Here is a 20,249-nt window from a genome sequence, read left to right as displayed (position 1 = left end):
CCTCACCCCGCACCGCCCGCCTCCTCACCCCTCTTGCCGCGCGCTTCGCCTTCTTCGCGCCGGTCAGCTCGTGCATGGCGTCGAGCTGCATCTGCTGCATCTCGGCCAGGCGGGTCCATTGGCGCGAGATGAGGTAGTCTAGTTTTTCGTGCAGATGGCGCACTTCGAGCTCGGCCTTGAGGTTGACGCGGTAGTCGTTGAAGGAGCGCAGGCGGTCTTTCACCTCCTGGCGCTTCTGGCTCATCATGATGATGGGCGCCTGGATGGCGGCGATGCAGGAGAGCAGCAGGTTGAGCAGGATGAAGGGGTAGGGATCGAAGGCGCGATTCAAGCCCTCGAACAGGTTGATGGCGATCCACACCAGGAGCACGCCGGCGAACGAGATCAGGAACCACCAGCTGCCGCCGAAGGCCGCCATGTTGTCGGAGACGCGGTCGGCGAACGAGCGGTGCTCCTCGAACTCCTCTTCCGAGTTTTCCGAAATCGTGTCCTGCCTGGCGATCGATTCCACCACCTGGCGGTCGAGCTCGGAGAATTCGCCGTGCTCCTGCTGGAGCAGCTCCTCCATGTAGCGCATGCGGTAGCGGCCGAGCTCCTCGCGGCTGATGCGGGCGCCATGCGGCAGGTCGGGATGGTCGGAGCGGATGCGGTCGGCCAGGCTCGGGCGCAAATCGTCGATGCGCACCAGGTCGCGCTTGCGGAATTTGCGGCCCGAGATCGCCGACGGTCTTTTCTTGGGCTTGGCCCGCGAGGCTCCGGGCAAGGCGGGCTCGGAGTCCGGCACCTCCGGCGTGTCGAAATGCTCGTCCGAAACCCCGTGCAGGTCCTCCCCCGTGGTCGGCGCCTCGAAATACTCGCCGCCGCTGTCATTGTCCGCCGCCTGCTGCTCGGACGCCTTGGGAAGGGTGCTCATGATGCGGGCTCCTGCTGTGGTGGAAGACGATAGACCGATGCGGCGATGCTTAGCCAGCATCGCGGCGATTTGGCATGCCTATGCCACGTCTTGCGGACGATTGCGTGACAGGAAGGGGCAGCGGGCCGCCTTTCGGGGCTCGCCTGGTAGACATTCGAGGTTGGCGGCGGCTCTGTGAAATCGTCATCAACCGCTGAGGAACCATAACGGGGGCGAAGCTCCGTCGCGGAGCCTGGATCCATTCCGTGGCATTGGCCGCAGTGGAGCAGAATTGCGAACCGTTGCGGCGCCTGCCGAGTCGCGGCATGGGTCCTCGCGCCGCGTCGCTGCGCTCCTTGCTCCGCCCGTGGATGACGAAGTGATTGGCTGGTGCCCTGGGCGACGGTAATAAAAACCCGCCTTGCGGCGGGTGGCTGGCGCAAATCAGCACCATAGCGAGAATACTAGCATAGTTGCCTTCACCCTGTCAAGAAAAAATTCCTATCGGGTCAGTCGACGCCATCGCCCGCTTTCGAGCGACTGCGCCGCCCCTCACTGTCCTGCCGGACATCTCTCCCCGTAGAACGGGGGAGAGAGGGGCTGTTATCGCCGGTTTCGCCCATCACCAACGCTGCAAAAAGGGTGCCGAGGTTGCGGCCAGCCCCTTCTCCCCGTCACTATACGGGGAGAAGTGCCCGGCAGGGCGATGAGGGGCGGCACCGACTTCGATAGTTGAGCAAGCTGGTCCGAAGCGAGGCAGCCCCGAAGCTCGCCCCGCTCACTGCTGTTCGGCGTACATCACCCTGGTCGGGGCGTCAGCTATCGCCGGCGACAGGCTGCGCTGGATCAGCGCCTCGACATGGTCGTTGCGCTGGCGGGCGCTGTCGGCGCCCATCACCACCACGATCAGCTGGCGGCCGTCGGCTTCGTAGGAGGTGACGATGTTGAAGCCGGAGGCCCTGATATAGCCGGTCTTGATGCCGTTCACGCCGCGCACGCGGCCGAGCATGTCGTTGTGGCCGCGCACCAGCCGGCCGCGGAACATGAAGTCGCTTTCGGAGAAATAGTGGAAATGCTGGGGGAAGCGCTGGTGCAGCGCCATGCCGAGCACCGCCATGTCGCGCGCGCTGGTGACCTGGCCGTCGTCGGGCAGGCCCGAGGCGTTGCGGAAAATGGTGCTGGTCATGCCGAGCTGGCGCGCCTTCGACGTCATCATGGCGGCGAACTCGTCCTCCGAGCCGCCGAGATATTCGCCCACCGCCACCGCCACGTCATTGGCCGACTTGACGACGATGGCGCGGATGGCGGAGTCGACGTCGATCGTTTCCCCGCGCCGGAATCGCAGCTTGGTCGGCGGCTGCGAGGCGGCGTGGTCGGAGACCGGGATCTGCGTTTCCTTGGAGACGCGGCCGCTCTCCATCGCCTCGAACAGGAGGTAGAGCGTCATCATCTTGGTCAGCGAGGCCGGATAGCGCTGGGCCCTCGAATTGACCTCGAACAGCTGCTTGCCGCTCCTGATATCGACGACGATGGCGGCGTATTTCTGCGGCGGCGCCGGCACGGCGAGCACAGAGTCCGGCGGTGTCGTGGTCGAGCAGCCCGCAACCATCAGCAACAGGCCAAGGGCGACGAAAAGTCTCTGGACGAGCGGAAGGCGACGCTGGTGGGACAAGGGCAAGTCTGTTCGGGTCAGGCTGTTGCTGAGATGCGGCGAAGCTAACGTAACCCGCCAGCCGCGTCCATTTGGTTAATGGCGCTAGCCCCAGCTTTGTCTGCTTTCGCAAGCTTGTGTTCCAAGGATGATGCAAAATGCCGGTCGCGGTGCTTGCGCATCCGGTGGCGAACGGTTCTTGTTGCGCTTTCGGATTCGATGAGAGCACCATGGATACGCTCACCCTCAAGGCACGCGGCATTTCGGTTTCGCTCGATACCACGGTCGGCCATATCGCCGACATGGTGATCGAGAATGGCGGGGTGGTCGAGGACGGCGGGCGCCAATTGCGGCCGCTGCACCGCGCACCCTGGGTCGGCGCGCCACGCGACACGCTGCCGGCCGACCTGCCCGAGGGCACGGTGCGACTGTCCGGCGATTTCCTGTGCGCGCCGTTTTCGCGCAGCGACGTCGAGGAAGCGCCGCTGCATGGCTGGCCGGCCAACAGCGCCTGGGACGTCACCCAGAGCAGCGCCGTGGACGGCGGCTGGCGAGCCGTTTTCCGGCTGCGCCGCAAGGTCATGGGCGCGACCGTCGACAAGATCCTGACGCTGCGCGACGGCCATGCCTTTCTCTACCAGGAACATGTGTTTTCCGGCGGCCACGGCGCGATCTCGGTCGCCCATCATCCGATGACGGCAATGACGGATGGCGGCCGGCTGGCCTTTTCGCCAAAACGCTTCGCGGCCTCGCCCGCCGATCCGCTGGAGCCCGACCCCGTGCGCGGCCGCTTCCTGCTCGCCTATCCCGGGCGCAGCAGCGATCTCGGCCATTTTCCCGCCGCGGGCGGCGGCACGCTCGACCTGACGGATTACCGCATGGACGACCGGCGCGAGGATTTTGTCACGCTGGTCGAGGCCGACCATGGCGGGCCGGGCTGGACGGCCCTGGCGCGCCGGGCCGAGGACGATCTGGTTCTGGTGCTGAAGAACCCGGCGGAACTGCCGGTCACCATGCTGTGGTTCAGCAATGGCGGCCGCGACTACGCGCCCTGGAGCGGCCGGCATCTCGGCGTGCTCGGCATCGAGGACGGGCGCACGGCGATAGGCCACGCCGCCTCGATCGGCGACAACTGGCTGACGCGCGAAGGCGTGGCGACGGCGTTCGCGCTCGGCGAAGGCGCCAGCGTCTCCTTCCGCCATGTCATCGGCGCACTGCCGCTGGCGGGCGGCGAGCCGCCGCAGGAGGTCACCACGGCGGAGGGCCGCATGCGGCTGGCGGGCGGAGGCTCGGCGCGGGAGGTGCCGTTCGACAGCGGTTTCCTGCGCATCGGGCAGGCTGCGGCTGGTTGAGCGGATTGGCTTCGAACGTCGGCTTTTCGACACTTGACCACCGCACCTTACCCAAAATGCCGGTTTGAAATTTCCGCCGAGTGCCGCCAGAATAACGGTCGCGCCAACCATCAGGGGCAAGCGAGGCCGCCATGTCCGAAATCGCCCATCTCGCCGCCACCATCTTCAAGCGCGCCGGCAAGGCAAAGCGCTTCATCGTCGCCATTGCCGGACCGCCGGGGGCCGGCAAGTCGACATTGTCGGCGAGCCTGCACGATCTGCTGCCGGAAGGCGCCGTGGAGGTCGTGCCGATGGACGGCTTCCACTATGACGACGTCGTTCTCAACCAGCGCGGGCTGCGCGCGCGAAAGGGCGCGCCGGATACGTTCGACTTCGGCGGCTTCGAGACGCTTCTGAAGCGCATCCGGGCCGGCGAGCCCGACATCGCCATCCCGGTGTTCGACCGCGGCATGGAACTGTCGCGCGCGGCGGCGGCGATCATCGGCGCGGAGACCAAATTCATCCTGGTCGAGGGCAATTACCTGCTGCTCGACGAGGAGCCGTGGTCGCGGCTGGCGCCGCTGTTCGATTTCTCGATCTTCGTCGAGGTGCCGCGCAACGAGCTCGAGCGCCGGCTGATGGAGCGCTGGCACGAACATGGCCGCTCCGAGGAGGATGCGCGCGCCTGGATCGCCTCCAACGACATGCCCAACATCGAACGCGTGCTGGCGCGGCGCCGGGCGGCCGACCTGGTGATTGGTTAACCTGCTTAATTGTCGGTATTTTTCGACGGGAACCTTAAGGGGTTTCGCACCGTTATGGCCGGGAACCGATTGTCCTGCGTAAGGGGATTTTGCAATGGCAACCAAGGCAAGAAAACCCGCGACCGCCAAGACCAGGACGACGAAAACGACGCAGGCGAAAGCCGGCGCTGGTCCGGCGATCGCCGAACGTTCGAAGGACGCCAAACCCAGCTTCGGCAAGGCCGCGCCTCGGAAGGTCGCGGCCGCGGCCGCAAAGCCGGCCAGCGCGCGCAAGCCGGCGCCAGAGAAATCCGGCGCCGTCCGCACCGTGGCAAGCGTCGCGGCCGGCGCGGTGGTGGCGACGGCACGCGGCGCCGCTTCGCTCGCGGCTTCCGTGATGGGCAAGGGCGGCCCGAAAGCCAAGGCGAAATAGCCCAGCCGAGCCGGCCAAGGCTACGATATCCCGCGCCCCAGGGCGGTCGGGCCGCTTCAGCCCTTTGCCGGGATTGTCAGGCCCTTCTGCACCGCCGGCCGAGCCAGGCCGCGCTCCAGCCATGCCGCCACATGCGCGAAATCATCGAAGCCGACGAGGTCGCGCGCTTCATAGAAGCCGATCAGATTGCGCACCCAGCCGATGAGCGAGATGTCGGCGATGGTGTAGTCATTGTCCATGATCCATCGGCGGCCCTTCAGCCTGCCGTCGAGAACGCCGAGCAGGCGGCGCGATTCATCGCGGTAGCGTTCCAGCGGCCGCTTGTCGGCGATCTCGCGGCCGGCGAATTTGTGGAAAAAGCCGACCTGGCCGAAGATCGGGCCGACGGCCGCCATCTGGAAGAACACCCACTGGATCGTCTCGTAGCGCCGCGCCGCGTCCGCCGGGACGAGCAGGCCGGTCTTGTCGGCGAGGTAGAGCAGGATGGCGCCGGACTCGAACAGGCCGATCGGCTTGCCGTCGGGACCGTTCGGATCGATGATCGCCGGTATCTTGCCGTTGGGATTGAGCGACAGGAATTCCGGCGTCCAGCTTTCGTTTTTGCCGATGTCCACATAGTGCGGCTCGTAGGCCAGGCCGATCTCTTCGAGGGCGATCGATATCTTCACCCCATTCGGGGTCGTCGCCGAATAGAGCTGGATCCGGTCCGGGTGCCTGGCCGGCCAGCGGGCGGTGATTGGATAGGCGGACAGGTCGGCCATCGAGAACTCCTGGGCGGGGATTTCGCACCAAGCGGCGCGGTCTGGGTGAGATCGGCAAAGAGTTAGGCGCAGGCCCAGGGATGATCAATGCGGCGTCAGGCGTTTGGCCGTGCACGCACAGTCAACAAATCGAATGATGTCGGCAATCAGGAGCCGGCAAATTGACCTGCCGGGGCAGAGCACGATCGCCGGGATCAGATCGCCTTGAAGGCCAGCACCGCATTGGTGCCGCCGAAGGCGAAGCCGTTGCTGATGGCGGCGCGCACCTTACGCTCGCGCGCGACGTTCGGCGTCACGTCGAGATCGCAATCGGGGTCGGCCTCGCGGAAATTCGCCGTGGGCGGCACCACGCCCTCTCGGATCGCCATCACGCAGGCGATCATCTCCAGCCCGCCCGAGGCGCCAAGGCAATGGGCATGCATCGACTTGGTCGAGGAGACGGAAAGCGAGCGCGCGTGCTCGCCGAAGACGCGCTTGATCGCGGCGGTCTCGATCTGGTCATTGGCCTTGGTGCCGGTGCCGTGCGCATTGAGGTAGTCGATGTCCTCGGGATTCAACCCGGCGTCCGCCAGGCAGAAACGCATCGCCGCTTCCGGCCCTTCTATGGTCGGCGCAACGATGTCGGAGGCATCGGCCGAGAGGCCGGCGCCGACGATTTCGGCGAGGATGTTTGCGCCGCGCGCCACCGCATGATTGTAGCTTTCCAGAACCGCCATGCCGGCGCCTTCGCCCAGCACCAGGCCCTGACGATCGGCCGAGAACGGCCGGCAGGTATCGGGCGACAGCACGCGCAGCGCCTCCCACCCCTTCAGCACGCCCCAGACCAGCGGTGCCTCGGTGCCGCCGGCGACCATGACGTCGGCACGGCCGAGCCTGATCTGGTCGACCGCCGATGCGATGGCGTGGTTGGCCGACGAGCAGGCCGAAGTGACGCCGAACACCGGTCCGCGCAGGCCGAGATGCATGCTGACCTGGCCGGCGGCGGCGCCCGGCATGACCTTCGGCACCGTGAAGATGCCGGCGCGATTCTTGCCTTCGATCAGGATGGCGCGGTAGTTCTCCTCGACCGTCTCGAAGCCGCAGACGCCGATGCCGATAACGGCACCCATGCGGTAGGTATTGTCCGCATGGGCGGCCAAGCCGGACTGCTGTAAGGCTTCGCGGGCGGCAATCACCGCCAACAGGCTGAAACGGTCCATCGACACCAGCTGCTTGCGCTCTATGCCATGGTCGGGCAGCGCCTTGATCTCGCAGCCGATCTTGACCTTCAAATCGTGCAGGAACGGGTTATCGATGGGGCCGATCGCCGAGCGGCCGGCGCGCATCTCGGTCCAGATCGCCGGCACGTCGGTGCCAAGCCCGCACAAACCGCCGATGCCGGTAATGACGACGCGCTTGTGCATCCGGTCAGGCTTTTTTCGCGATCAGCGCGCGAACGGCCTCGACCATGTCGCCAACATTCTTCAGGTTGCTCCAGGCATCGACCGTGTTCATCTCGATCTCGATGCCATACTGCTCCTCGAGATCGAAGATGATCTCGGTCAGTTCCAGCGAATGGATGCCGAGCGCCGTCAATTCGGTGCTGGTGGTGATCTCCTCGCCGCCCGGCTCGGCATGAGCCTTGATCTTTTCGATGATTTCGGTCGCCAGTTGGTCAGCCATTCGGTTTCTTCCCCACTTTGTCGTTTCCCGACGCCAACTGAACAGCGCCTTTTTGTCCTCGATATCAGGCCGCGACCGTCGCCTTGGACCCCCGCCAGGCGTCGCATGAGCGTACCAAGGTGGCTCCCTCTATAGAAACGGAAACGCCATCAAGCAACAAGCTATATATCGACAAAACCGCCGCGGTGCTTAACCTGACGGCGTGGATACGATCGAACATACCGGATTTTCGGCCCCGCCGGCGCAGCGGGCGGCCGGACTGGCGCAGCTCGCCTGCGCCAGTCAAGACGGCCGCACACGGCTGCGCCGCCTCTATCAGGACGGTTCCGCCAAGATAAGGATGCCGGCCGTTTCCGGCGGCCCGCTGGAAGCCGTGCTGATCAACACCGCGGGCGGGCTGACCGGAGGCGACCGCCTCGGCTGGGAGATCGAGGTCGGCGCGCATGCCAGCGCCACGATAACGACGCAGGCCTGCGAGAAAATCTATCGCGCCGCTTCCGACCGGGCCGAAGTCAGCGTCCGGCTAACGGTCGGCGAAAACGGCCGCGTCGCCTGGCTGCCGCAGGAGACCATCGTTTTCGACCGATCGGCCTTTGCCCGCACGCTCGACCTTGATCTTGCCGCCGGCGCCGAGGCGCTGGTGCTGGAAGCCACCGTCTTCGGCCGGACGGCGATGGGCGAACGCGCGGTCCAGGGCGGCTTTCACGACCGCTGGCGCGTCCGCCGGGGCGGGGCTCTCATCCATGCCGAGGATTTCCGCATCGGGCCCGACATCGCCGCGACCCTGGCGCGCCCACCGATTGCCGGCGGCGCCGTCGCCATGGCGACGGTGCTATTGATCTCGCCGCGGGCGGAAGCGCTTCTCGATCCGGTTCGGGAGATCATCGGCGGCCAGGGCGGCGCCAGCACCTGGAGCGTGCAGGAATCTGGCAAGCTTCTTGCGAGGCTGTATGCCGGCGACGGCTACCGGCTGCGCCAGCATCTGGTTCCGCTCGTCGGCTTGCTCAACGGAAAGGCGGGGCTGCCCAAAATATGGTCACTGTGATCGTGTCCGCATCATTTCAGGGAAACGCATGAACCTGACGCCGAGGGAAAAGGACAAGCTGCTGATAGCCATGGCGGCGGTCGTGGCGCGCAAGCGTCTGGAGCGCGGGGTCAGGCTCAATCATCCGGAGGCGATCGCGCTGATCACCGACTTCGTCGTCGAAGGCGCCCGCGACGGCCGTCCCGTCGCCGAGCTGATGGAAGCCGGCGCCCACGTCGTCAGCCGCGCGCAGGTGATGGAAGGCATCGCCGAGATGATCCATGACGTGCAGGTGGAGGCGACATTCCCCGACGGCACCAAGCTGGTGACCGTGCATGAGCCGATACGGTGAGGAGACAGATATGCTTGAGCTGCGCCCGAACTGCGAATGCTGCGACAAGGACCTGCCGCCGGAGGCGACGGATGCGCTAATCTGCACCTTCGAATGCACCTTCTGCGCCGATTGCGTGGAAGACGTGCTCGGCGGCGTCTGCCCCAATTGCGGCGGCAATTTTTCGGCACGGCCGATCCGTCCGGCGGCAATGCTGAAGAAATATCCCGCTTCGACCACGCGCATCCTCAAGGCTGAGGGTTGTGGCCCGCGCGAGGCCGCGTGAACGCCAGACGACCCTGATAGGCCAGACGATCCTGATAGGAAAGACGCACCGATGATCTCAGCACAGATGAAACGCACAGCCCTCTCGGCGACCCTGCTCATGGCAGCCGCCATGCCCGCTTATGCCCATGTCGGGGCCGGCACGACCTCCTCCTTCGCGGCCGGCTTCATGCATCCGCTCTCCGGCCTCGACCACATGACGGTAATGGTCGCGGTCGGCCTGTGGGCGGCACAGAAAGGCGGCAAGGCCATGTCGGCCTGGCCGGCCGCGTTCGTGGGCGTCATGCTGGCCGGTGGCGCGCTCGGCATGCTGCATGTGCCGCTGCCCTTCGTCGAACCGGGCATACTGGCGTCGGTGGTGGCGCTCGGATTGTTCGTGGCGCTGGCCGTCGATCTTCCTGTCACGGCCGGCGTCGCCATCATCGGCGTGTTCGCGCTGTTTCATGGTCACGCCCATGGCACCGAAGTACCGGAAAATGCCGCAGGGCTTGAATATATGGCCGGCTTTGCCGTCGCCACGGCGCTGCTGCACGCCGCCGGCATCGCCGCCGGGCTTGGCCTCGGCAGGCGGTTTCGCGTGCTCATGCAGGCCGCTGGTGCCGCCTGCACGGCGATCGGGCTCGGCCTCGTCCTCGGCGCCGTGTGACGAACGATGATCCCGGGTGAAATCATTCCCGCCGGCGGCGACATCGACCTGAACAAAGGCCTGCCGACGGTTACGCTCAAAGTGGCCAACAGCGGCGACCGGCCAATCCAGGTCGGCAGCCACTATCATTTCTTCGAGACCAATGAGGGCTTGAAATTCGACCGCGAACAGGCGCGCGGCATGCGCCTCGACATCGCCGCCGGCACCGCCATGCGCTTCGAGCCCGGACAGGAGCGCGACGTCACGCTGGTGCCGCTGGGCGGCAAGCGCGAGGTCTATGGCTTTCAGCAGAAGGTGATGGGCAGGCTGTGAGGCCGAGGGCGTCTCATGCGCGGCGTGCAAAGAGGGCAAAGGGCTTTCGGGCGAGTACGAAAGCGAGTTGTGCCCTCGGCTCAATCGGACGGCTTGGCCGCCGCATAGATGACGATCTTTCCGGGGTCGTCGAATTCCACGGCGAGAACGTCCTGCGCAAGCACGCGTCGCGAGTCGATGGCGTTGAACAGCAGCGCGTTGGCCTCGATCTCCTTGCGCAGCTCCGCAATGTCGTCCTGATGCTGCTTAACCTTGGTCTCGATCGCCGGCGGCGGACCGCCTTCGGTGCGCGCGGCATCGGTCAGGAACACGATATCGACCTTGTCGAGCTTGGATGTCTTGCGCACCGTGCCGATGTTTTCACGTGTCCGATCAATCGCCCTGGCAACTTTGCCCGCTTCGGCATCGCTCCTGGTTTCTTCCTGCTTGACGTCCGAGCCGATGATCCGGTTGACGGTCTCGGGGCTTTCGAGCCCTTGTGCGTGAAGGGAGGCTCCGGGGCTGCCCGCCGCCAGGAATGCCATGGAGGCGAAGGCATAGAGCCGTCTCTTGCCGGGGTTGGTCGCCATCGCTCGCTCCTGGACGGGTTCGTTTCGCGGCGCCGTTCAGCGCCGATGAAACGAAACGGCTCCTGCCCGGCCAAGGTTCCCTTCCAGATAGCGCGGGCGGACCGGACGACGGCCCGCCGCGCAGGCGCGCCGTCAGCTCGCCTTCTTGGTGATCAGGGTCAGGGCGCCGTTGGGCTCCATGCTGGCCGCGACCACCTGCGCCGAGGTCATTCCCTTGGCCTCGAGGGCGGATTTGACCTTAGGCGTGGCATCGATCGAGCTGCGCAGCTTCTGCAGGCCGGCATCGCCGCGCTGGGCGATCACCTGGTTGACCTGCGTCTGGGTGTCCTTCGGCAGTTCGGTGATGTCGACGATGTTGACGCTCTGGATCGTCGGCGCGGCCTGCTGCCCGCCGGGGGCGGGCGCGGCCGGCGCTGCCGGAGCGGGCTGCTGCGCGGGCTGCTGCTGGGCAATGGCGGCACCCGCCAGCATCAGGGTGGCGGCAGCGGCGAGAACTATCGTTTTGCGCATGGATTTTCCTTCCATCGATTTGGCAAACGGTCGTTTTGGGGTGACCCTCCAACCTCAACCGCCAAATGGGATCAGAAGGTGTCGACCAGCGGGTCATTGCGTGACCATTGGATGGCAGCAATGTGCAGCCCGGTTTCACCAGCACCGCAATTCGGGAGCAATCACTGATGGCCAGAATAACCCGCGCCGCCTATGCGCAGATGTACGGCCCGACGGTCGGCGACAGGGTGCGGCTTGCCGATACCGAACTCTTCGTCGAGGTCGAGAGGGATTTCACCATTCATGGCGAGGAGGTGAAATTCGGCGGCGGCAAGGTCATCCGCGACGGCATGGGCCAGAGCCAGGTTTCCCGCGCTGAAGGAGCGGTCGACACCGTCATTACCAATGCGCTGGTGATCGACGCCAGCGCCGGCATCTTCAAGGCCGATATCGGCCTCAGGGACGGCCGCATCGCGGCAATCGGTAAGGCCGGCAACCCGGACACGCAGGATGGCGTCACCATCATCATCGGCCCCGGCACCGAGATCATCGCCGGCGAAGGCAAGATCCTTACCGCGGGCGGCTTCGACGCGCATATCCATTTCATCTGCCCGCAGCAGATCGAGGAAGCGCTGATGTCGGGCATCACCACGATGCTGGGCGGCGGCACCGGCCCGGCGCACGGCACGCTCGCCACCACCTGCACGCCCGGGCCATGGCACATGGCGCGCATGATCCAGTCCTTCGACGCCTTCCCGATGAATATCGGCCTGTCGGGCAAGGGCAACGCTTCCCTGCCCGCGGCGCTCGAGGAGATGGTGCTGGGCGGCGCCTGCTCGCTGAAGCTGCACGAGGACTGGGGCACGACGCCGGCCGCGATCGACTGCTGCCTGTCGGTGGCCGACGACCATGACGTGCAGGTGATGATCCATACCGACACGCTCAATGAATCCGGCTTTGTCGAGAACACGGTGGCGGCGATCAAGGGCCGCACCATCCATGCCTTCCACACCGAAGGCGCGGGCGGCGGGCATGCGCCCGACATCATCAAGGTCTGCGGCCTGCCCAACGTCATCCCGTCCTCGACCAACCCGACGCGGCCCTACACGGTCAACACGCTGGCCGAGCATCTCGACATGCTGATGGTCTGCCACCATCTGTCGCCGTCGATCCCGGAAGACATCGCCTTCGCCGAAAGCCGCATCCGCAAGGAGACCATCGCGGCGGAAGACATTCTGCACGACATCGGTGCCTTCTCGATCATCTCCTCGGACTCACAAGCGATGGGCCGCGTCGGCGAGGTGGCGATCCGGACCTGGCAGACCGCCGACAAGATGAAGCGCCAGCGCGGTTCGCTGCCGCAGGAGACCGGCAACAACGACAATTTCCGCGTCCGCCGCTATATCGCCAAATACACGATCAACCCGGCCATCGCGCACGGGCTGTCGAAGGAGATTGGTTCGATCGCCGTCGGCAAACGCGCCGACCTGGTGCTGTGGAACCCGGCCTTCTTCGGCGTCAAGCCTGATATGGTGCTGATCGGGGGCATGATCGCGGCGGCGCCGATGGGCGACCCCAACGCCTCGATCCCGACGCCGCAGCCGATGCACTACCGGCCGATGTTCGGCGCCTATGGCAAGGCGCGGACCAACTCGTCGGTAACCTTCGTCTCCAAGGCGGCACTGGAGTCCGGTCTGCACGGCCGGCTCGGCGTCGACAAGCAGTTCGTCGCGGTGGAAAACACCCGTGGCGGCATCGGCAAGCATTCGATGGTGCTCAACGACGCCACGCCGCATATCGAAGTCGATCCCGAGACTTACGAGGTGCGTGCCGACGGCGAACTCTTGACCTGCGAACCAGCGACGGTGCTGCCGATGGCGCAGCGATATTTTCTGTTTTGATAAGATCGCCGCGAGCCATTGCCCTCGTTAAATGCGGCGGTGAGTGGGTTGTGCCGACTGCCCGAATGGGCCCACTCGTTCTCCGCGGACTTGGAAATTGTGCACTTTGGGAGCAATATCTCCTCAATGAACAAGATATTTCGCAAACAGCAATTGACGCCCTACGAGGCCGACTATGCTCAGTGGTGCGCCGAGCAGGGCGCGTTGCTGCGCGAAGGTCGTCTTTCCGACCTCGATCGTGAGAATGTTGCCGAGGAGATCGAGAGCTTGGGGCGGAGCGACAAAAGGGAAATTGCGAGCAGGCTTGGCACTTTGGTCCTTCACTTGCTGAAATGGGAGTTTCAGTCTGAGCAGCGCAAAACGGGCTGGTTGCTGACAATTCGGGAGCAACGGCTTCGGATTGAGGGCCTGCTTGATGAAAGTCCGAGCCTCAAAAAATATCCTGCGCAGGTGCTCGATCGAGAGTTCAAGATAGCAAGATTAAAGGCCTTGGACGAAACAGGCCTGAGAGATCGGGATTTCCCTGTCCATTGCCCCTATGGGATCAAGGAAATCTTGGACGATGATTATTTCCCAGGATCACCGTGGTCTTCAGACAACCTTATGCGCGAATAGACTGATAGTGGTGTGTTGACGGACGTTCCATCACCTGGCGAGCATTCGGCATGGCCACCGAAATAGCTTCGCCCCACGACATCTTCCCGCATATCCGCATCGTCCTGGGCATGGTGATCGGGCTCGGCGTCGCGCGCCTGTTGTCGGGGGTGGCGCGCATCGTCCAGCATCCCGGCCAGTACCGGCTCTATACGGTGCATCTGGCCTGGGTCGCTTCGGTGCTGTTGATGCTGGTGCATTTCTGGTGGTGGGAGTTCGGCCTCTACGCCATCGAAACATGGACCTTCGGCAAGTACCTGTTCATCATCTTCTACGCCATCACCCTGTTCCTGCTCTGCGCGCTGCTGTTTCCGGATTCGATGCTCGACTACACCAGCTATGAGGATTTCTTCTATTCGCGCCGCGCCTGGTTCTTCGGCCTGCTGGCCGCGACCTACCTGCTCGACGTGATCGACACGCTGCTGAAGGGGCCGGAGCATTTCGCCCGCTTCGGCAGCGAGTATCTGTTCCGCACGCCGGTCTTCGTCGTGCTGTGCATCGTCGCGATCCTGGTGCGCGACCGCCGCTTCCACATCGCCTTCGTCGCCGCGGCGCTGATCTACCAGATATCGTTCATCCTGCGGCTGTTCGACACGATCGTATGACGGCCGCGGATGTTCTAGGCTGACCGGGAAAGGCAGGGTTCAATCATGTACAAGGCCGTCGGATCGCGTGGATCCCGGGTCAGCCGTGTTCTGTGGATGCTCGAAGAGCTCGGGCAGGCTTATGAATTCGTCGAAATTCCCCTGCGCTCGCCGGAAGCCTATGCGCTCAATCCTTCGGGCAAGGTGCCGATCCTGATCGACGGCGAGCTGACGCTGACGGATTCGGCGGCGATCTGCGTCTATCTCGCCGATAAGCACGCGGACAAGGGCATGGGCGCCAATCCCGGCCTCGCCGGCCGCGCCGAGATGGATTCCTGGATGCATTTCGCCCAGAGCGAGTTCGAGGCGCCGCTGTGGAACAAATTGCGCCACCGCTTCCTGCTGCCCAGGGAAATCCGCGTCGATGTCGGCCCCGCGGCCGCTTACGATTTCGCCTCCGAGGTCAAGGCGCTGGACCGCCGGCTGGGCGACAAGCCGTTCGCGCTCGGGGACCGGTTTTCGGCTGTCGACGTGCTGCTCGGCGACATGGGCGGCTGGGCCAGAGCCGGCCGCTTTCCAATAGAATCCGAACGCGTCAACGCCTATTTCGACCGCGTGCTTTCACGCCCTGCCCGTGCCCGGGCGCAAGCCAATGGCGGAGCCATGAAATGAAGCTCAACCTCAACACCGACTTCACGAAGTTCCCGCGCGCCATCTCGGTGCTGACCTCCGGCAATGCCGGCACCACGGCGCCATCCGGCCGCGCGGTTCTTGCCCATGACGAGCGGCATCTGCGCCGCCGGGCGATCGAATTGTCCGATGGCAGCAAGGTACTGGTCGACCTGCCGGAGCCCGTCACCCTCAACGACGGCGACAGGCTGGTGCTGGAAGACGGCCGCCACGTCGAGATCATCGCGGCGCCGGAGGAGGTCTATGATATCCGCGCCCGCGACGCCGTGCATCTGGCCGAGCTTGCCTGGCATATCGGCAACCGCCATCTCGCGGCGGCGATAGAGGCGGAGCGCATCCTCATCCTGCGCGATCATGTCATCAAGGCGATGCTGGAGGGGCTCGGGGCCACGGTGAGCGAGGTTTCCGAACCGTTCAAACCGGTGCGGGGCGCCTATTCCGGCGGCCATGACCACGGCCATGCGCACGCCCACAGCCACGCCGAAGCGCATTCGCACAGCCATTCGCATTCGCACGACCATCACGATCATCACGACCACCATGATCACCACGACTGATCAGCCATCCGGCATCGCCCTGCTGCGATTGATGGCATGGCTGTCGCCGGTCTTTCCGGTCGGCGGCTTTTCCTACAGCCATGGCCTCGAACGCGCCGTGCATGATGGGCTGGTGACCGATGCGGCGGGCCTCGCCGCTTGGCTTGAAACGCTGGTCGAGATGGGCTCCGCCTGGAACGATGCCGTGCTGTTCGCGGAGAGCTGGCGCAACGCCCGCGACGGCGGCGATCTGGCCGAAGTCGCCGCACTGGCCGAGGCGTTGGCCGGGTCGCGCGAGCGCCATGCCGAGACGATGCTGCAAGGTGCTGCTTTCCTGAAGGCCGCGGCGGCGTGGCCCAACCCGGTGCGGGCGCGCCTGCCGGCGGAGTGTGCCTATTGCGTCGCCGTAGGCGCGGTCGCCGGCGGAAACGGCATCGCCTTGCCGGACGCCCTGTCCGCCTTCCTGCAGGCCTTCTTCTCCAATCTCGTCCAGGCTGCAATCCGGCTGGGTGTCATCGGCCAGAGCGACGCCGTGATGCTGCTCGCCAGCTTCGAAGTACTGGCCCTTGCGACGGCCGCCCGCGCATCCCGCTCGACAATGGACGATCTCGGCGGTTGCGCCTTTGTCTCTGATATCGTGGCGATGCAGCACGAAACCCAGTATTCGCGATTGTTCCGCTCATGATCGTCCTTGCCTTCATCCTCTCATTCGTCCTGCTGGTGATCACCGCGTTGCACGTTTATTGGGGCATTGGCGGGATATGGCCGGGCAAGGATGCGGCGTCCTGCGCGCATGCGGTCGTCGGCTTTCGCGGCGTCGACGAGATGCCGGCGCCGTTCGCCTGCTTTGCCGTCGCCGCCTGCCTGGCGCTGGCAACGCTCTGGCCGATGGCTCTGGAGGGTGTGTTTGCCTCGCCCTTTCCCAGGGAAGGCCTCGCCGCCACCGCGCTGCTGATCGGGCTGGTGTTTCTCGGACGCGGCATTGCCGGCTTCACGCCCCGGTGGCGCCGGCTGGCACCGGAACAGCCTTTCGCGCGGCTCGATAGGAGCCTTTATTCGCCGCTGTGCCTGCTGATCGGGCTCGGCTTCGCAGTTCTCGCCATCACGGAGTTCCCGACATGACGCAGCCCAACGGTCCTCTTCGCATCGGCATTGGCGGTCCCGTCGGTTCGGGCAAGACGACGCTCACCGAAAAGCTCTGCAAGGCGCTGCGCGAAGAATTCTCGATCGCCGTCGTCACCAACGACATCTACACAAGGGAAGACGCCATGATGCTGGCGCGGCTGCAGGCGCTGCCGGAAGAGCGCATCGTCGGCGTCGAGACCGGCGGCTGCCCGCACACCGCCATCCGCGAGGACGCCTCGATCAATCTGCAGGCGATCGCGGAGCTCAACCGCAAATTCCCCGATCTCGACATCATCTTCATCGAATCCGGCGGCGACAACCTTGCCGCCACCTTCTCGCCGGATCTCGCCGATCTCACGCTCTATGTCATCTCCGTCTGCCAGGGCGAGGAGATCCCGCGGAAAGGCGGTCCGGCGATCACCCGTTCCGATTTCCTGATCATCAACAAGAGCGACCTGGCGCCCTATGTGAACGTCAATCTCGACGTGATGGAGAGCGACGCCACCCGCATGCGCGGCAAGCGGCCGTTCGGCTTCACCGACCTGTCGCGCGGCAAGGGGTTGCGGGAGGTGATCGATTTCATCGTCGAGCATGGCGGCTTGAGGCTCGGGACCGCCGCAAGCACGGCGGCGTGAGCCGGCTGCACCAACCGAAACCGGTTGCGGGCACAAGCAGGGCACGGCATTGTTCCTAAAACCCGGAGGATTTTTCGATGAGCATCGCCCGCCTGCAAAAGGAACCGCTGACCAACCTGCCCTTCTACGAGGAGCGCGTCGATCTTGCCTGCGCCTTCCGCTGGACGGCGCGGCTCAACATGCACGAGGCGGTGGCCAACCATTTCTCGCTGGCGGTCAACGAGGACGGCACAAAATTCCTGATGAACCCCAATCAGGTGCACTTCTCGCGCATCAAGGCGAGCGACCTTTTGATGATCGACGCCAACGATCCCGAGACGCTGTCCGGCCCGAATGCGCCCGACCCGACGGCGTGGGGCCTGCACGGCGCCATCCACCGCAACGTCCGTCATGCGCGCTGCGTCATGCATGTGCATTCCATCCACGCCACCGTGCTGGCCTCGCTCGCCGATTCGAGGCTGCCGCCGATCGACCAGAATTCGGCGATGTTCTTCAACCGCCATGTGGTCGACGCCCATTATGGCGGTCTGGCCTTCGAGGAAGAGGGCGAGCGCTGCTCGCAGCTCCTGACCGACCCCAAGGTCAAGGTAATGGTGATGGGCAATCACGGCGTGCTGGTCATCGGCGACACGGTGGCCGACGCCTTCAATCGCATGTTCTATTTCGAACGCGCCGCCGAGACCTACATCAAGGCGCTGTGGACCGGGCGGCCGCTGCGCACGCTTTCCGACGCCATCGCCGAGAAGGCGGCACGCGAAATGGACGACTATCCCGGCCAGGCCGAGCGGCATCTCAGCGAACTGAAGGCGATCCTCGACGAGCAGGAGCCGGTCTATCGGAACTGAGGTTTAAAGCCCCAGTTCAGCCCGCAATTCCTCGGCGCTGTTGATGACCACCGCACCGGGCGGGCCGTCCATCGGTTTTTCCGGCCAGAAGATCGTCTTCATGCCTGCCGCCAGCCCCGCCATGGCGCCCGGCCAGCTGTCGTCGACCGCCACCGCGTTCGCGGGATCGACATCGGCCAGATAGGCGGCGCGCAGGAACGGCTCGGCTTGCGGCTTGCCTTCGCGCACGTCGTTGCGGCTGATGGTCTTCATGCCTGGATAGATCAGGCCGACCATGTGCAGATTGGCGTCGACGATCATGCGGTCGGAATTCGAGACCACGGCCTGCTGCACGCCAAGCGCGCGCAATTCGTTGAATATCTCGATCGCACCGGGGCGCGGCTTCAATGTCGCGACAAGCGGCAGATAATGCTCGTATTTATGGACGATCCACTCGTCGAAGGGCAGATCCAGGCCGAACTGGTCGCGCATCATCAGGTAGACCGGCCAGGCAGCGACCCCGAGAACGCGCTCATGCAGGTCGGGCGGAGGCTGAAGGCCGACATTGCGCATCGCCGCCACCAGGGCTGCTTCGTGCAGCGGTTCGCTGTCGACCAGCGTGCCGTCCATGTCCCAGAAAACCGCTTTCGGTGTCATGCAACGCTCCTTTTGGCGTTCCCTTAAAGGGTTTACCCCGCGAGATAAACCATCCGGACGGCAGAACGTGCCACCTGTCGGAACGGAAATCCTCCTTTTGCGGGCCGTGGAATCCCCCGGCCGACGATGATCCGGCCGATCCCACGCCCGCTGGCGCAAGCAATTGCCCTGGCGATTGACAATTGCGCAGCGCGCGGTTCCCTGCGAAAGTAGGCGCGACCGGTTCCATGACCGGCGGTTTCGGGAGGCAGGACGTGAATAACCGGCAGGAGGGCGGCAGCAACAGGTTGGACGATGCCGCGCGCGCGGGCTGGCTTTATTACGTTGCCGGCAACACGCAGGACCAGATCGCCGCCACGCTCGGCATCTCGCGGCAGACCGCGCAGCGGCTGGTGTCGCTGGCAGTGTCGGAAGGCCTGATCAAGGTGCGCGTCGACCATCCGATCGCCAACTGCCTCGACCTCGCCGCCCGCCTGAAGTCGCGCTTCGCGCTCGACCTGGTCGAGGTGGTGCCGAGCGACCCGACCTCGTCGTCGACAACGATCGGCATCGCCGAGGCGGCGGCAGCGGAAATCGAGAGGCGGCTGAGATCGCCGGCGCCGATCGTGCTGGCGATCGGCACCGGCCGTACGCTGAAGGCGGCGATCGAGCAACTGCCGCCGATGGAGTGCCCGCAGCACAAGGTGGTGTCCCTGACCGGCAATATCTCGCCGGACGGTTCGGCCGCTTTCTACAACGTCATCTTCACCATGGCCGACAGGGTCAAGGCGCGGTCGTTCCCGATGCCGTTGCCGGTCATCGCCTCCTCGCCGCAGGAGCGCGAGATGCTGCTCAGCCAGCCGATGATCCAGCCGACGCTGGCGCTGGCCGCGGAGGCCGACGTCACCTTCGTCGGCATCGGCGACCTCGGCCCGAAGGCGCCGCTCTATGAGGACGGCTTCATCTCCGACGCCGAGCTGAAGGCTTTGCAGAAGGCCGGCGGCGTCGCCGAAATCGTCGGCTGGGTGTTCGATCGCGACGGCCGCATGATCGAGGGCATCACCAACGACCGGGTGTCGTCGGCGGCCCTGCCGTCACGCGAGAAGTCGCTGGTCATCGCGCTCGCCATGGGTGAACGCAAGCTGCCGGGCATCCTGGCGGCCGTGAACCGCCGGCTGGTCAACGGCCTCATCACCGACGAACGAACCGCCGCCGCCCTGCTGGCGAGCGGGTGAGCCAAAAGCCTCGAAGCAACATCGATTTGCGATAAAATCCGGGCCTGCTATCCATGCCGTCCGAAAGGATCGTTGCCGTCGAGGAAGCCAAGGTCCCGCTGCAGGTGCGGCGACAGGTCCCTGATGTCGAGATGCGCCTTTTTCCTGGTCGCGAACCAGCCGAATCCGTCCGCAAGCCATGAAATCCAGCGATGATCCGGAGCGGGAGTGCATTTTTGCTGCGCCATGGTCATGATCGTCAACCTTCGCTATCTTCAACCCGAGTGACGGGCTGAGGATGAATGTCGGTCTTGCCGGCCG

The 20,249-nt window shown here is 65.0% G+C and carries 27 protein-coding genes; 18 read left to right on the top strand and 9 right to left on the bottom strand.

Going from position 1 to position 20,249, the window contains the following annotated elements:
- Nucleotides 1-913 (bottom strand): DUF1003 domain-containing protein (locus FJ426_RS04625; RefSeq protein WP_140824756.1); only part of this gene is annotated, 913 nt, incomplete at its 3' end.
- A 757-nt stretch (nt 914-1,670) separates the two neighbouring features.
- Nucleotides 1,671-2,564: a D-alanyl-D-alanine carboxypeptidase family protein gene (locus FJ426_RS04615; protein ID WP_140558997.1), complete on the bottom strand. Its 894-nt coding sequence runs from the start codon at nt 2,562-2,564 to the stop codon at nt 1,671-1,673.
- Between the two features lie 209 nt (nt 2,565-2,773).
- On the opposite strand from FJ426_RS04615, the gene FJ426_RS04610 reads away from it, so the two are divergent.
- The 3 genes from FJ426_RS04610 (at nt 2,774) to FJ426_RS04600 (ending at nt 5,050) form a co-directional block, all read left to right on the top strand.
- Complete coding sequence (locus FJ426_RS04610) at nt 2,774-3,895, top strand: hypothetical protein (protein ID WP_140558999.1); 1,122 nt, start codon at nt 2,774-2,776, stop codon at nt 3,893-3,895.
- A gap of 131 nt (nt 3,896-4,026) precedes the next feature.
- Complete coding sequence (locus FJ426_RS04605; protein ID WP_140491298.1) at nt 4,027-4,638, top strand: nucleoside triphosphate hydrolase; 612 nt, start codon at nt 4,027-4,029, stop codon at nt 4,636-4,638.
- 94 nt (nt 4,639-4,732) lie between these two features.
- Nucleotides 4,733-5,050, top strand: coding sequence for a hypothetical protein (locus FJ426_RS04600; RefSeq protein ID WP_140559001.1), 318 nt, complete (start codon nt 4,733-4,735; stop codon nt 5,048-5,050).
- Nucleotides 5,051-5,106: 56 nt separating this feature from the next.
- On the opposite strand, the gene FJ426_RS04595 is transcribed toward FJ426_RS04600, so the two are convergent.
- From FJ426_RS04595 to FJ426_RS04585, 3 genes are all read right to left on the bottom strand, one after another.
- Entirely contained in the window at nt 5,107-5,811 is a 705-nt protein-coding gene (locus FJ426_RS04595) for a glutathione binding-like protein (RefSeq protein WP_140514401.1), read from the bottom strand.
- Between the two features lie 194 nt (nt 5,812-6,005).
- Nucleotides 6,006-7,214, bottom strand: a complete 1,209-nt coding sequence (locus FJ426_RS04590; protein ID WP_140559003.1) for a beta-ketoacyl-[acyl-carrier-protein] synthase family protein — start codon at nt 7,212-7,214, stop codon at nt 6,006-6,008.
- A 4-nt stretch (nt 7,215-7,218) separates the two neighbouring features.
- Nucleotides 7,219-7,473: an acyl carrier protein gene (locus FJ426_RS04585; RefSeq protein WP_140491308.1), complete on the bottom strand. Its 255-nt coding sequence runs from the start codon at nt 7,471-7,473 to the stop codon at nt 7,219-7,221.
- A gap of 202 nt (nt 7,474-7,675) precedes the next feature.
- Between FJ426_RS04585 and FJ426_RS04580 the strand changes: the two genes are divergently transcribed.
- Genes FJ426_RS04580 through FJ426_RS04560 form a run of 5 tightly spaced genes read left to right on the top strand, consistent with a single transcriptional unit; the run spans nt 7,676 to nt 10,071 of the window.
- Nucleotides 7,676-8,518: an urease accessory protein UreD gene (locus FJ426_RS04580; protein ID WP_140559005.1), complete on the top strand. Its 843-nt coding sequence runs from the start codon at nt 7,676-7,678 to the stop codon at nt 8,516-8,518.
- A 28-nt stretch (nt 8,519-8,546) separates the two neighbouring features.
- The gene (locus FJ426_RS04575) at nt 8,547-8,849 is read left to right on the top strand and encodes an urease subunit gamma (protein ID WP_140491311.1); all 303 of its coding nucleotides are present in this window, start codon (nt 8,547-8,549) and stop codon (nt 8,847-8,849) included.
- A gap of 10 nt (nt 8,850-8,859) precedes the next feature.
- A complete protein-coding gene (locus tag FJ426_RS04570) occupies nt 8,860-9,114 on the top strand; it encodes a DUF1272 domain-containing protein (RefSeq protein WP_140491313.1) in 255 nt (84 codons plus the stop codon).
- Nucleotides 9,115-9,165: 51 nt separating this feature from the next.
- A complete protein-coding gene (locus FJ426_RS04565; RefSeq protein WP_140824755.1) occupies nt 9,166-9,759 on the top strand; it encodes a HupE/UreJ family protein in 594 nt (197 codons plus the stop codon).
- A gap of 6 nt (nt 9,760-9,765) precedes the next feature.
- Nucleotides 9,766-10,071 carry an urease subunit beta gene (locus tag FJ426_RS04560; RefSeq protein ID WP_140514395.1) on the top strand — a complete coding sequence of 102 codons (306 nt, stop codon included), beginning with the start codon at nt 9,766-9,768 and terminating at the stop codon, nt 10,069-10,071.
- Between the two features lie 80 nt (nt 10,072-10,151).
- On the opposite strand, the gene FJ426_RS04555 is transcribed toward FJ426_RS04560, so the two are convergent.
- On the bottom strand, nt 10,152-10,640 hold the full coding sequence (locus FJ426_RS04555; RefSeq protein WP_140514393.1) for a hypothetical protein: 489 nt from the start codon (nt 10,638-10,640) through the stop codon (nt 10,152-10,154).
- A gap of 132 nt (nt 10,641-10,772) precedes the next feature.
- Complete coding sequence (locus FJ426_RS04550) at nt 10,773-11,150, bottom strand: hypothetical protein (RefSeq protein WP_140524175.1); 378 nt, start codon at nt 11,148-11,150, stop codon at nt 10,773-10,775.
- 164 nt (nt 11,151-11,314) lie between these two features.
- Between FJ426_RS04550 and ureC the strand changes: the two genes are divergently transcribed.
- From ureC to FJ426_RS04505, 9 genes are all read left to right on the top strand, one after another.
- Nucleotides 11,315-13,030: an urease subunit alpha gene (gene ureC / locus FJ426_RS04545; protein ID WP_140559286.1), complete on the top strand. Its 1,716-nt coding sequence runs from the start codon at nt 11,315-11,317 to the stop codon at nt 13,028-13,030.
- Nucleotides 13,031-13,156: 126 nt separating this feature from the next.
- A complete protein-coding gene (locus FJ426_RS04540) occupies nt 13,157-13,645 on the top strand; it encodes a DUF29 domain-containing protein (RefSeq protein WP_140491324.1) in 489 nt (162 codons plus the stop codon).
- A gap of 50 nt (nt 13,646-13,695) precedes the next feature.
- Nucleotides 13,696-14,289, top strand: a complete 594-nt coding sequence (locus FJ426_RS04535; RefSeq protein ID WP_140824754.1) for a hypothetical protein — start codon at nt 13,696-13,698, stop codon at nt 14,287-14,289.
- Between the two features lie 45 nt (nt 14,290-14,334).
- Nucleotides 14,335-14,940, top strand: a complete 606-nt coding sequence (locus FJ426_RS04530) for a glutathione S-transferase family protein (RefSeq protein WP_140559013.1) — start codon at nt 14,335-14,337, stop codon at nt 14,938-14,940.
- Complete coding sequence (gene ureE / locus FJ426_RS04525; RefSeq protein ID WP_140559016.1) at nt 14,937-15,515, top strand: urease accessory protein UreE; 579 nt, start codon at nt 14,937-14,939, stop codon at nt 15,513-15,515. Before FJ426_RS04530 ends, ureE begins: the two co-directional genes overlap by 4 nt.
- A complete protein-coding gene (locus FJ426_RS04520) occupies nt 15,499-16,179 on the top strand; it encodes an urease accessory protein UreF (RefSeq protein ID WP_140524179.1) in 681 nt (226 codons plus the stop codon). The genes ureE and FJ426_RS04520 overlap by 17 nt, the downstream gene beginning before the upstream one ends.
- Complete coding sequence (locus FJ426_RS04515) at nt 16,176-16,616, top strand: DUF3995 domain-containing protein (RefSeq protein WP_140514380.1); 441 nt, start codon at nt 16,176-16,178, stop codon at nt 16,614-16,616. Before FJ426_RS04520 ends, FJ426_RS04515 begins: the two co-directional genes overlap by 4 nt.
- Nucleotides 16,613-17,254, top strand: coding sequence for an urease accessory protein UreG (gene ureG / locus FJ426_RS04510; protein WP_140491334.1), 642 nt, complete (start codon nt 16,613-16,615; stop codon nt 17,252-17,254). The genes FJ426_RS04515 and ureG overlap by 4 nt, the downstream gene beginning before the upstream one ends.
- A gap of 77 nt (nt 17,255-17,331) precedes the next feature.
- Nucleotides 17,332-18,099: a class II aldolase and adducin N-terminal domain-containing protein gene (locus FJ426_RS04505; RefSeq protein ID WP_140491336.1), complete on the top strand. Its 768-nt coding sequence runs from the start codon at nt 17,332-17,334 to the stop codon at nt 18,097-18,099.
- Between the two features lie 3 nt (nt 18,100-18,102).
- Here the strand turns inward: FJ426_RS04505 and FJ426_RS04500 are convergent, their stop codons facing one another.
- Nucleotides 18,103-18,735, bottom strand: coding sequence for an HAD family phosphatase (locus FJ426_RS04500; protein ID WP_140559018.1), 633 nt, complete (start codon nt 18,733-18,735; stop codon nt 18,103-18,105).
- Between the two features lie 254 nt (nt 18,736-18,989).
- On the opposite strand from FJ426_RS04500, the gene FJ426_RS04495 reads away from it, so the two are divergent.
- Nucleotides 18,990-19,949 carry a sugar-binding transcriptional regulator gene (locus tag FJ426_RS04495; RefSeq protein ID WP_140491340.1) on the top strand — a complete coding sequence of 320 codons (960 nt, stop codon included), beginning with the start codon at nt 18,990-18,992 and terminating at the stop codon, nt 19,947-19,949.
- Nucleotides 19,950-19,996: 47 nt separating this feature from the next.
- On the opposite strand, the gene FJ426_RS31690 is transcribed toward FJ426_RS04495, so the two are convergent.
- Nucleotides 19,997-20,182, bottom strand: a complete 186-nt coding sequence (locus FJ426_RS31690; RefSeq protein ID WP_140493424.1) for a hypothetical protein — start codon at nt 20,180-20,182, stop codon at nt 19,997-19,999.
- Nucleotides 20,183-20,249: the final 67 nt, after the last annotated feature.

The organism is Mesorhizobium sp. B2-6-4 (genome assembly GCF_006441495.1).
Classification (GTDB): Bacteria; Pseudomonadota; Alphaproteobacteria; order Rhizobiales; family Rhizobiaceae; genus Mesorhizobium.
This window is presented reverse-complemented; position numbering and strand designations above follow the sequence as displayed.

What these genes read in the sequence shown, in the direction of transcription:
- FJ426_RS04610 (WP_140558999.1), top strand. Translation starts at nt 2,774, where the DNA reads ATGGATACGCTCACCCTCAAGGCACGCGGCATTTCGGTTTCGCTCGAT.
- FJ426_RS04605 (WP_140491298.1), top strand. Translation starts at nt 4,027, where the DNA reads ATGTCCGAAATCGCCCATCTCGCCGCCACCATCTTCAAGCGCGCCGGC.
- FJ426_RS04600 (WP_140559001.1), top strand. Translation starts at nt 4,733, where the DNA reads ATGGCAACCAAGGCAAGAAAACCCGCGACCGCCAAGACCAGGACGACG.
- FJ426_RS04595 (WP_140514401.1), bottom strand. Translation starts at nt 5,811, where the DNA reads ATGGCCGACCTGTCCGCCTATCCAATCACCGCCCGCTGGCCGGCCAGG.
- FJ426_RS04590 (WP_140559003.1), bottom strand. Translation starts at nt 7,214, where the DNA reads ATGCACAAGCGCGTCGTCATTACCGGCATCGGCGGTTTGTGCGGGCTT.
- FJ426_RS04585 (WP_140491308.1), bottom strand. Translation starts at nt 7,473, where the DNA reads ATGGCTGACCAACTGGCGACCGAAATCATCGAAAAGATCAAGGCTCAT.
- FJ426_RS04575 (WP_140491311.1), top strand. Translation starts at nt 8,547, where the DNA reads ATGAACCTGACGCCGAGGGAAAAGGACAAGCTGCTGATAGCCATGGCG.
- FJ426_RS04570 (WP_140491313.1), top strand. Translation starts at nt 8,860, where the DNA reads ATGCTTGAGCTGCGCCCGAACTGCGAATGCTGCGACAAGGACCTGCCG.
- FJ426_RS04565 (WP_140824755.1), top strand. Translation starts at nt 9,166, where the DNA reads ATGATCTCAGCACAGATGAAACGCACAGCCCTCTCGGCGACCCTGCTC.
- FJ426_RS04560 (WP_140514395.1), top strand. Translation starts at nt 9,766, where the DNA reads ATGATCCCGGGTGAAATCATTCCCGCCGGCGGCGACATCGACCTGAAC.
- FJ426_RS04555 (WP_140514393.1), bottom strand. Translation starts at nt 10,640, where the DNA reads ATGGCGACCAACCCCGGCAAGAGACGGCTCTATGCCTTCGCCTCCATG.
- FJ426_RS04550 (WP_140524175.1), bottom strand. Translation starts at nt 11,150, where the DNA reads ATGCGCAAAACGATAGTTCTCGCCGCTGCCGCCACCCTGATGCTGGCG.
- FJ426_RS04540 (WP_140491324.1), top strand. Translation starts at nt 13,157, where the DNA reads ATGAACAAGATATTTCGCAAACAGCAATTGACGCCCTACGAGGCCGAC.
- FJ426_RS04535 (WP_140824754.1), top strand. Translation starts at nt 13,696, where the DNA reads ATGGCCACCGAAATAGCTTCGCCCCACGACATCTTCCCGCATATCCGC.
- FJ426_RS04530 (WP_140559013.1), top strand. Translation starts at nt 14,335, where the DNA reads ATGTACAAGGCCGTCGGATCGCGTGGATCCCGGGTCAGCCGTGTTCTG.
- ureE (WP_140559016.1), top strand. Translation starts at nt 14,937, where the DNA reads ATGAAGCTCAACCTCAACACCGACTTCACGAAGTTCCCGCGCGCCATC.
- FJ426_RS04520 (WP_140524179.1), top strand. Translation starts at nt 15,499, where the DNA reads ATGATCACCACGACTGATCAGCCATCCGGCATCGCCCTGCTGCGATTG.
- FJ426_RS04515 (WP_140514380.1), top strand. Translation starts at nt 16,176, where the DNA reads ATGATCGTCCTTGCCTTCATCCTCTCATTCGTCCTGCTGGTGATCACC.
- ureG (WP_140491334.1), top strand. Translation starts at nt 16,613, where the DNA reads ATGACGCAGCCCAACGGTCCTCTTCGCATCGGCATTGGCGGTCCCGTC.
- FJ426_RS04505 (WP_140491336.1), top strand. Translation starts at nt 17,332, where the DNA reads ATGAGCATCGCCCGCCTGCAAAAGGAACCGCTGACCAACCTGCCCTTC.
- FJ426_RS04500 (WP_140559018.1), bottom strand. Translation starts at nt 18,735, where the DNA reads ATGACACCGAAAGCGGTTTTCTGGGACATGGACGGCACGCTGGTCGAC.
- FJ426_RS31690 (WP_140493424.1), bottom strand. Translation starts at nt 20,182, where the DNA reads ATGACCATGGCGCAGCAAAAATGCACTCCCGCTCCGGATCATCGCTGG.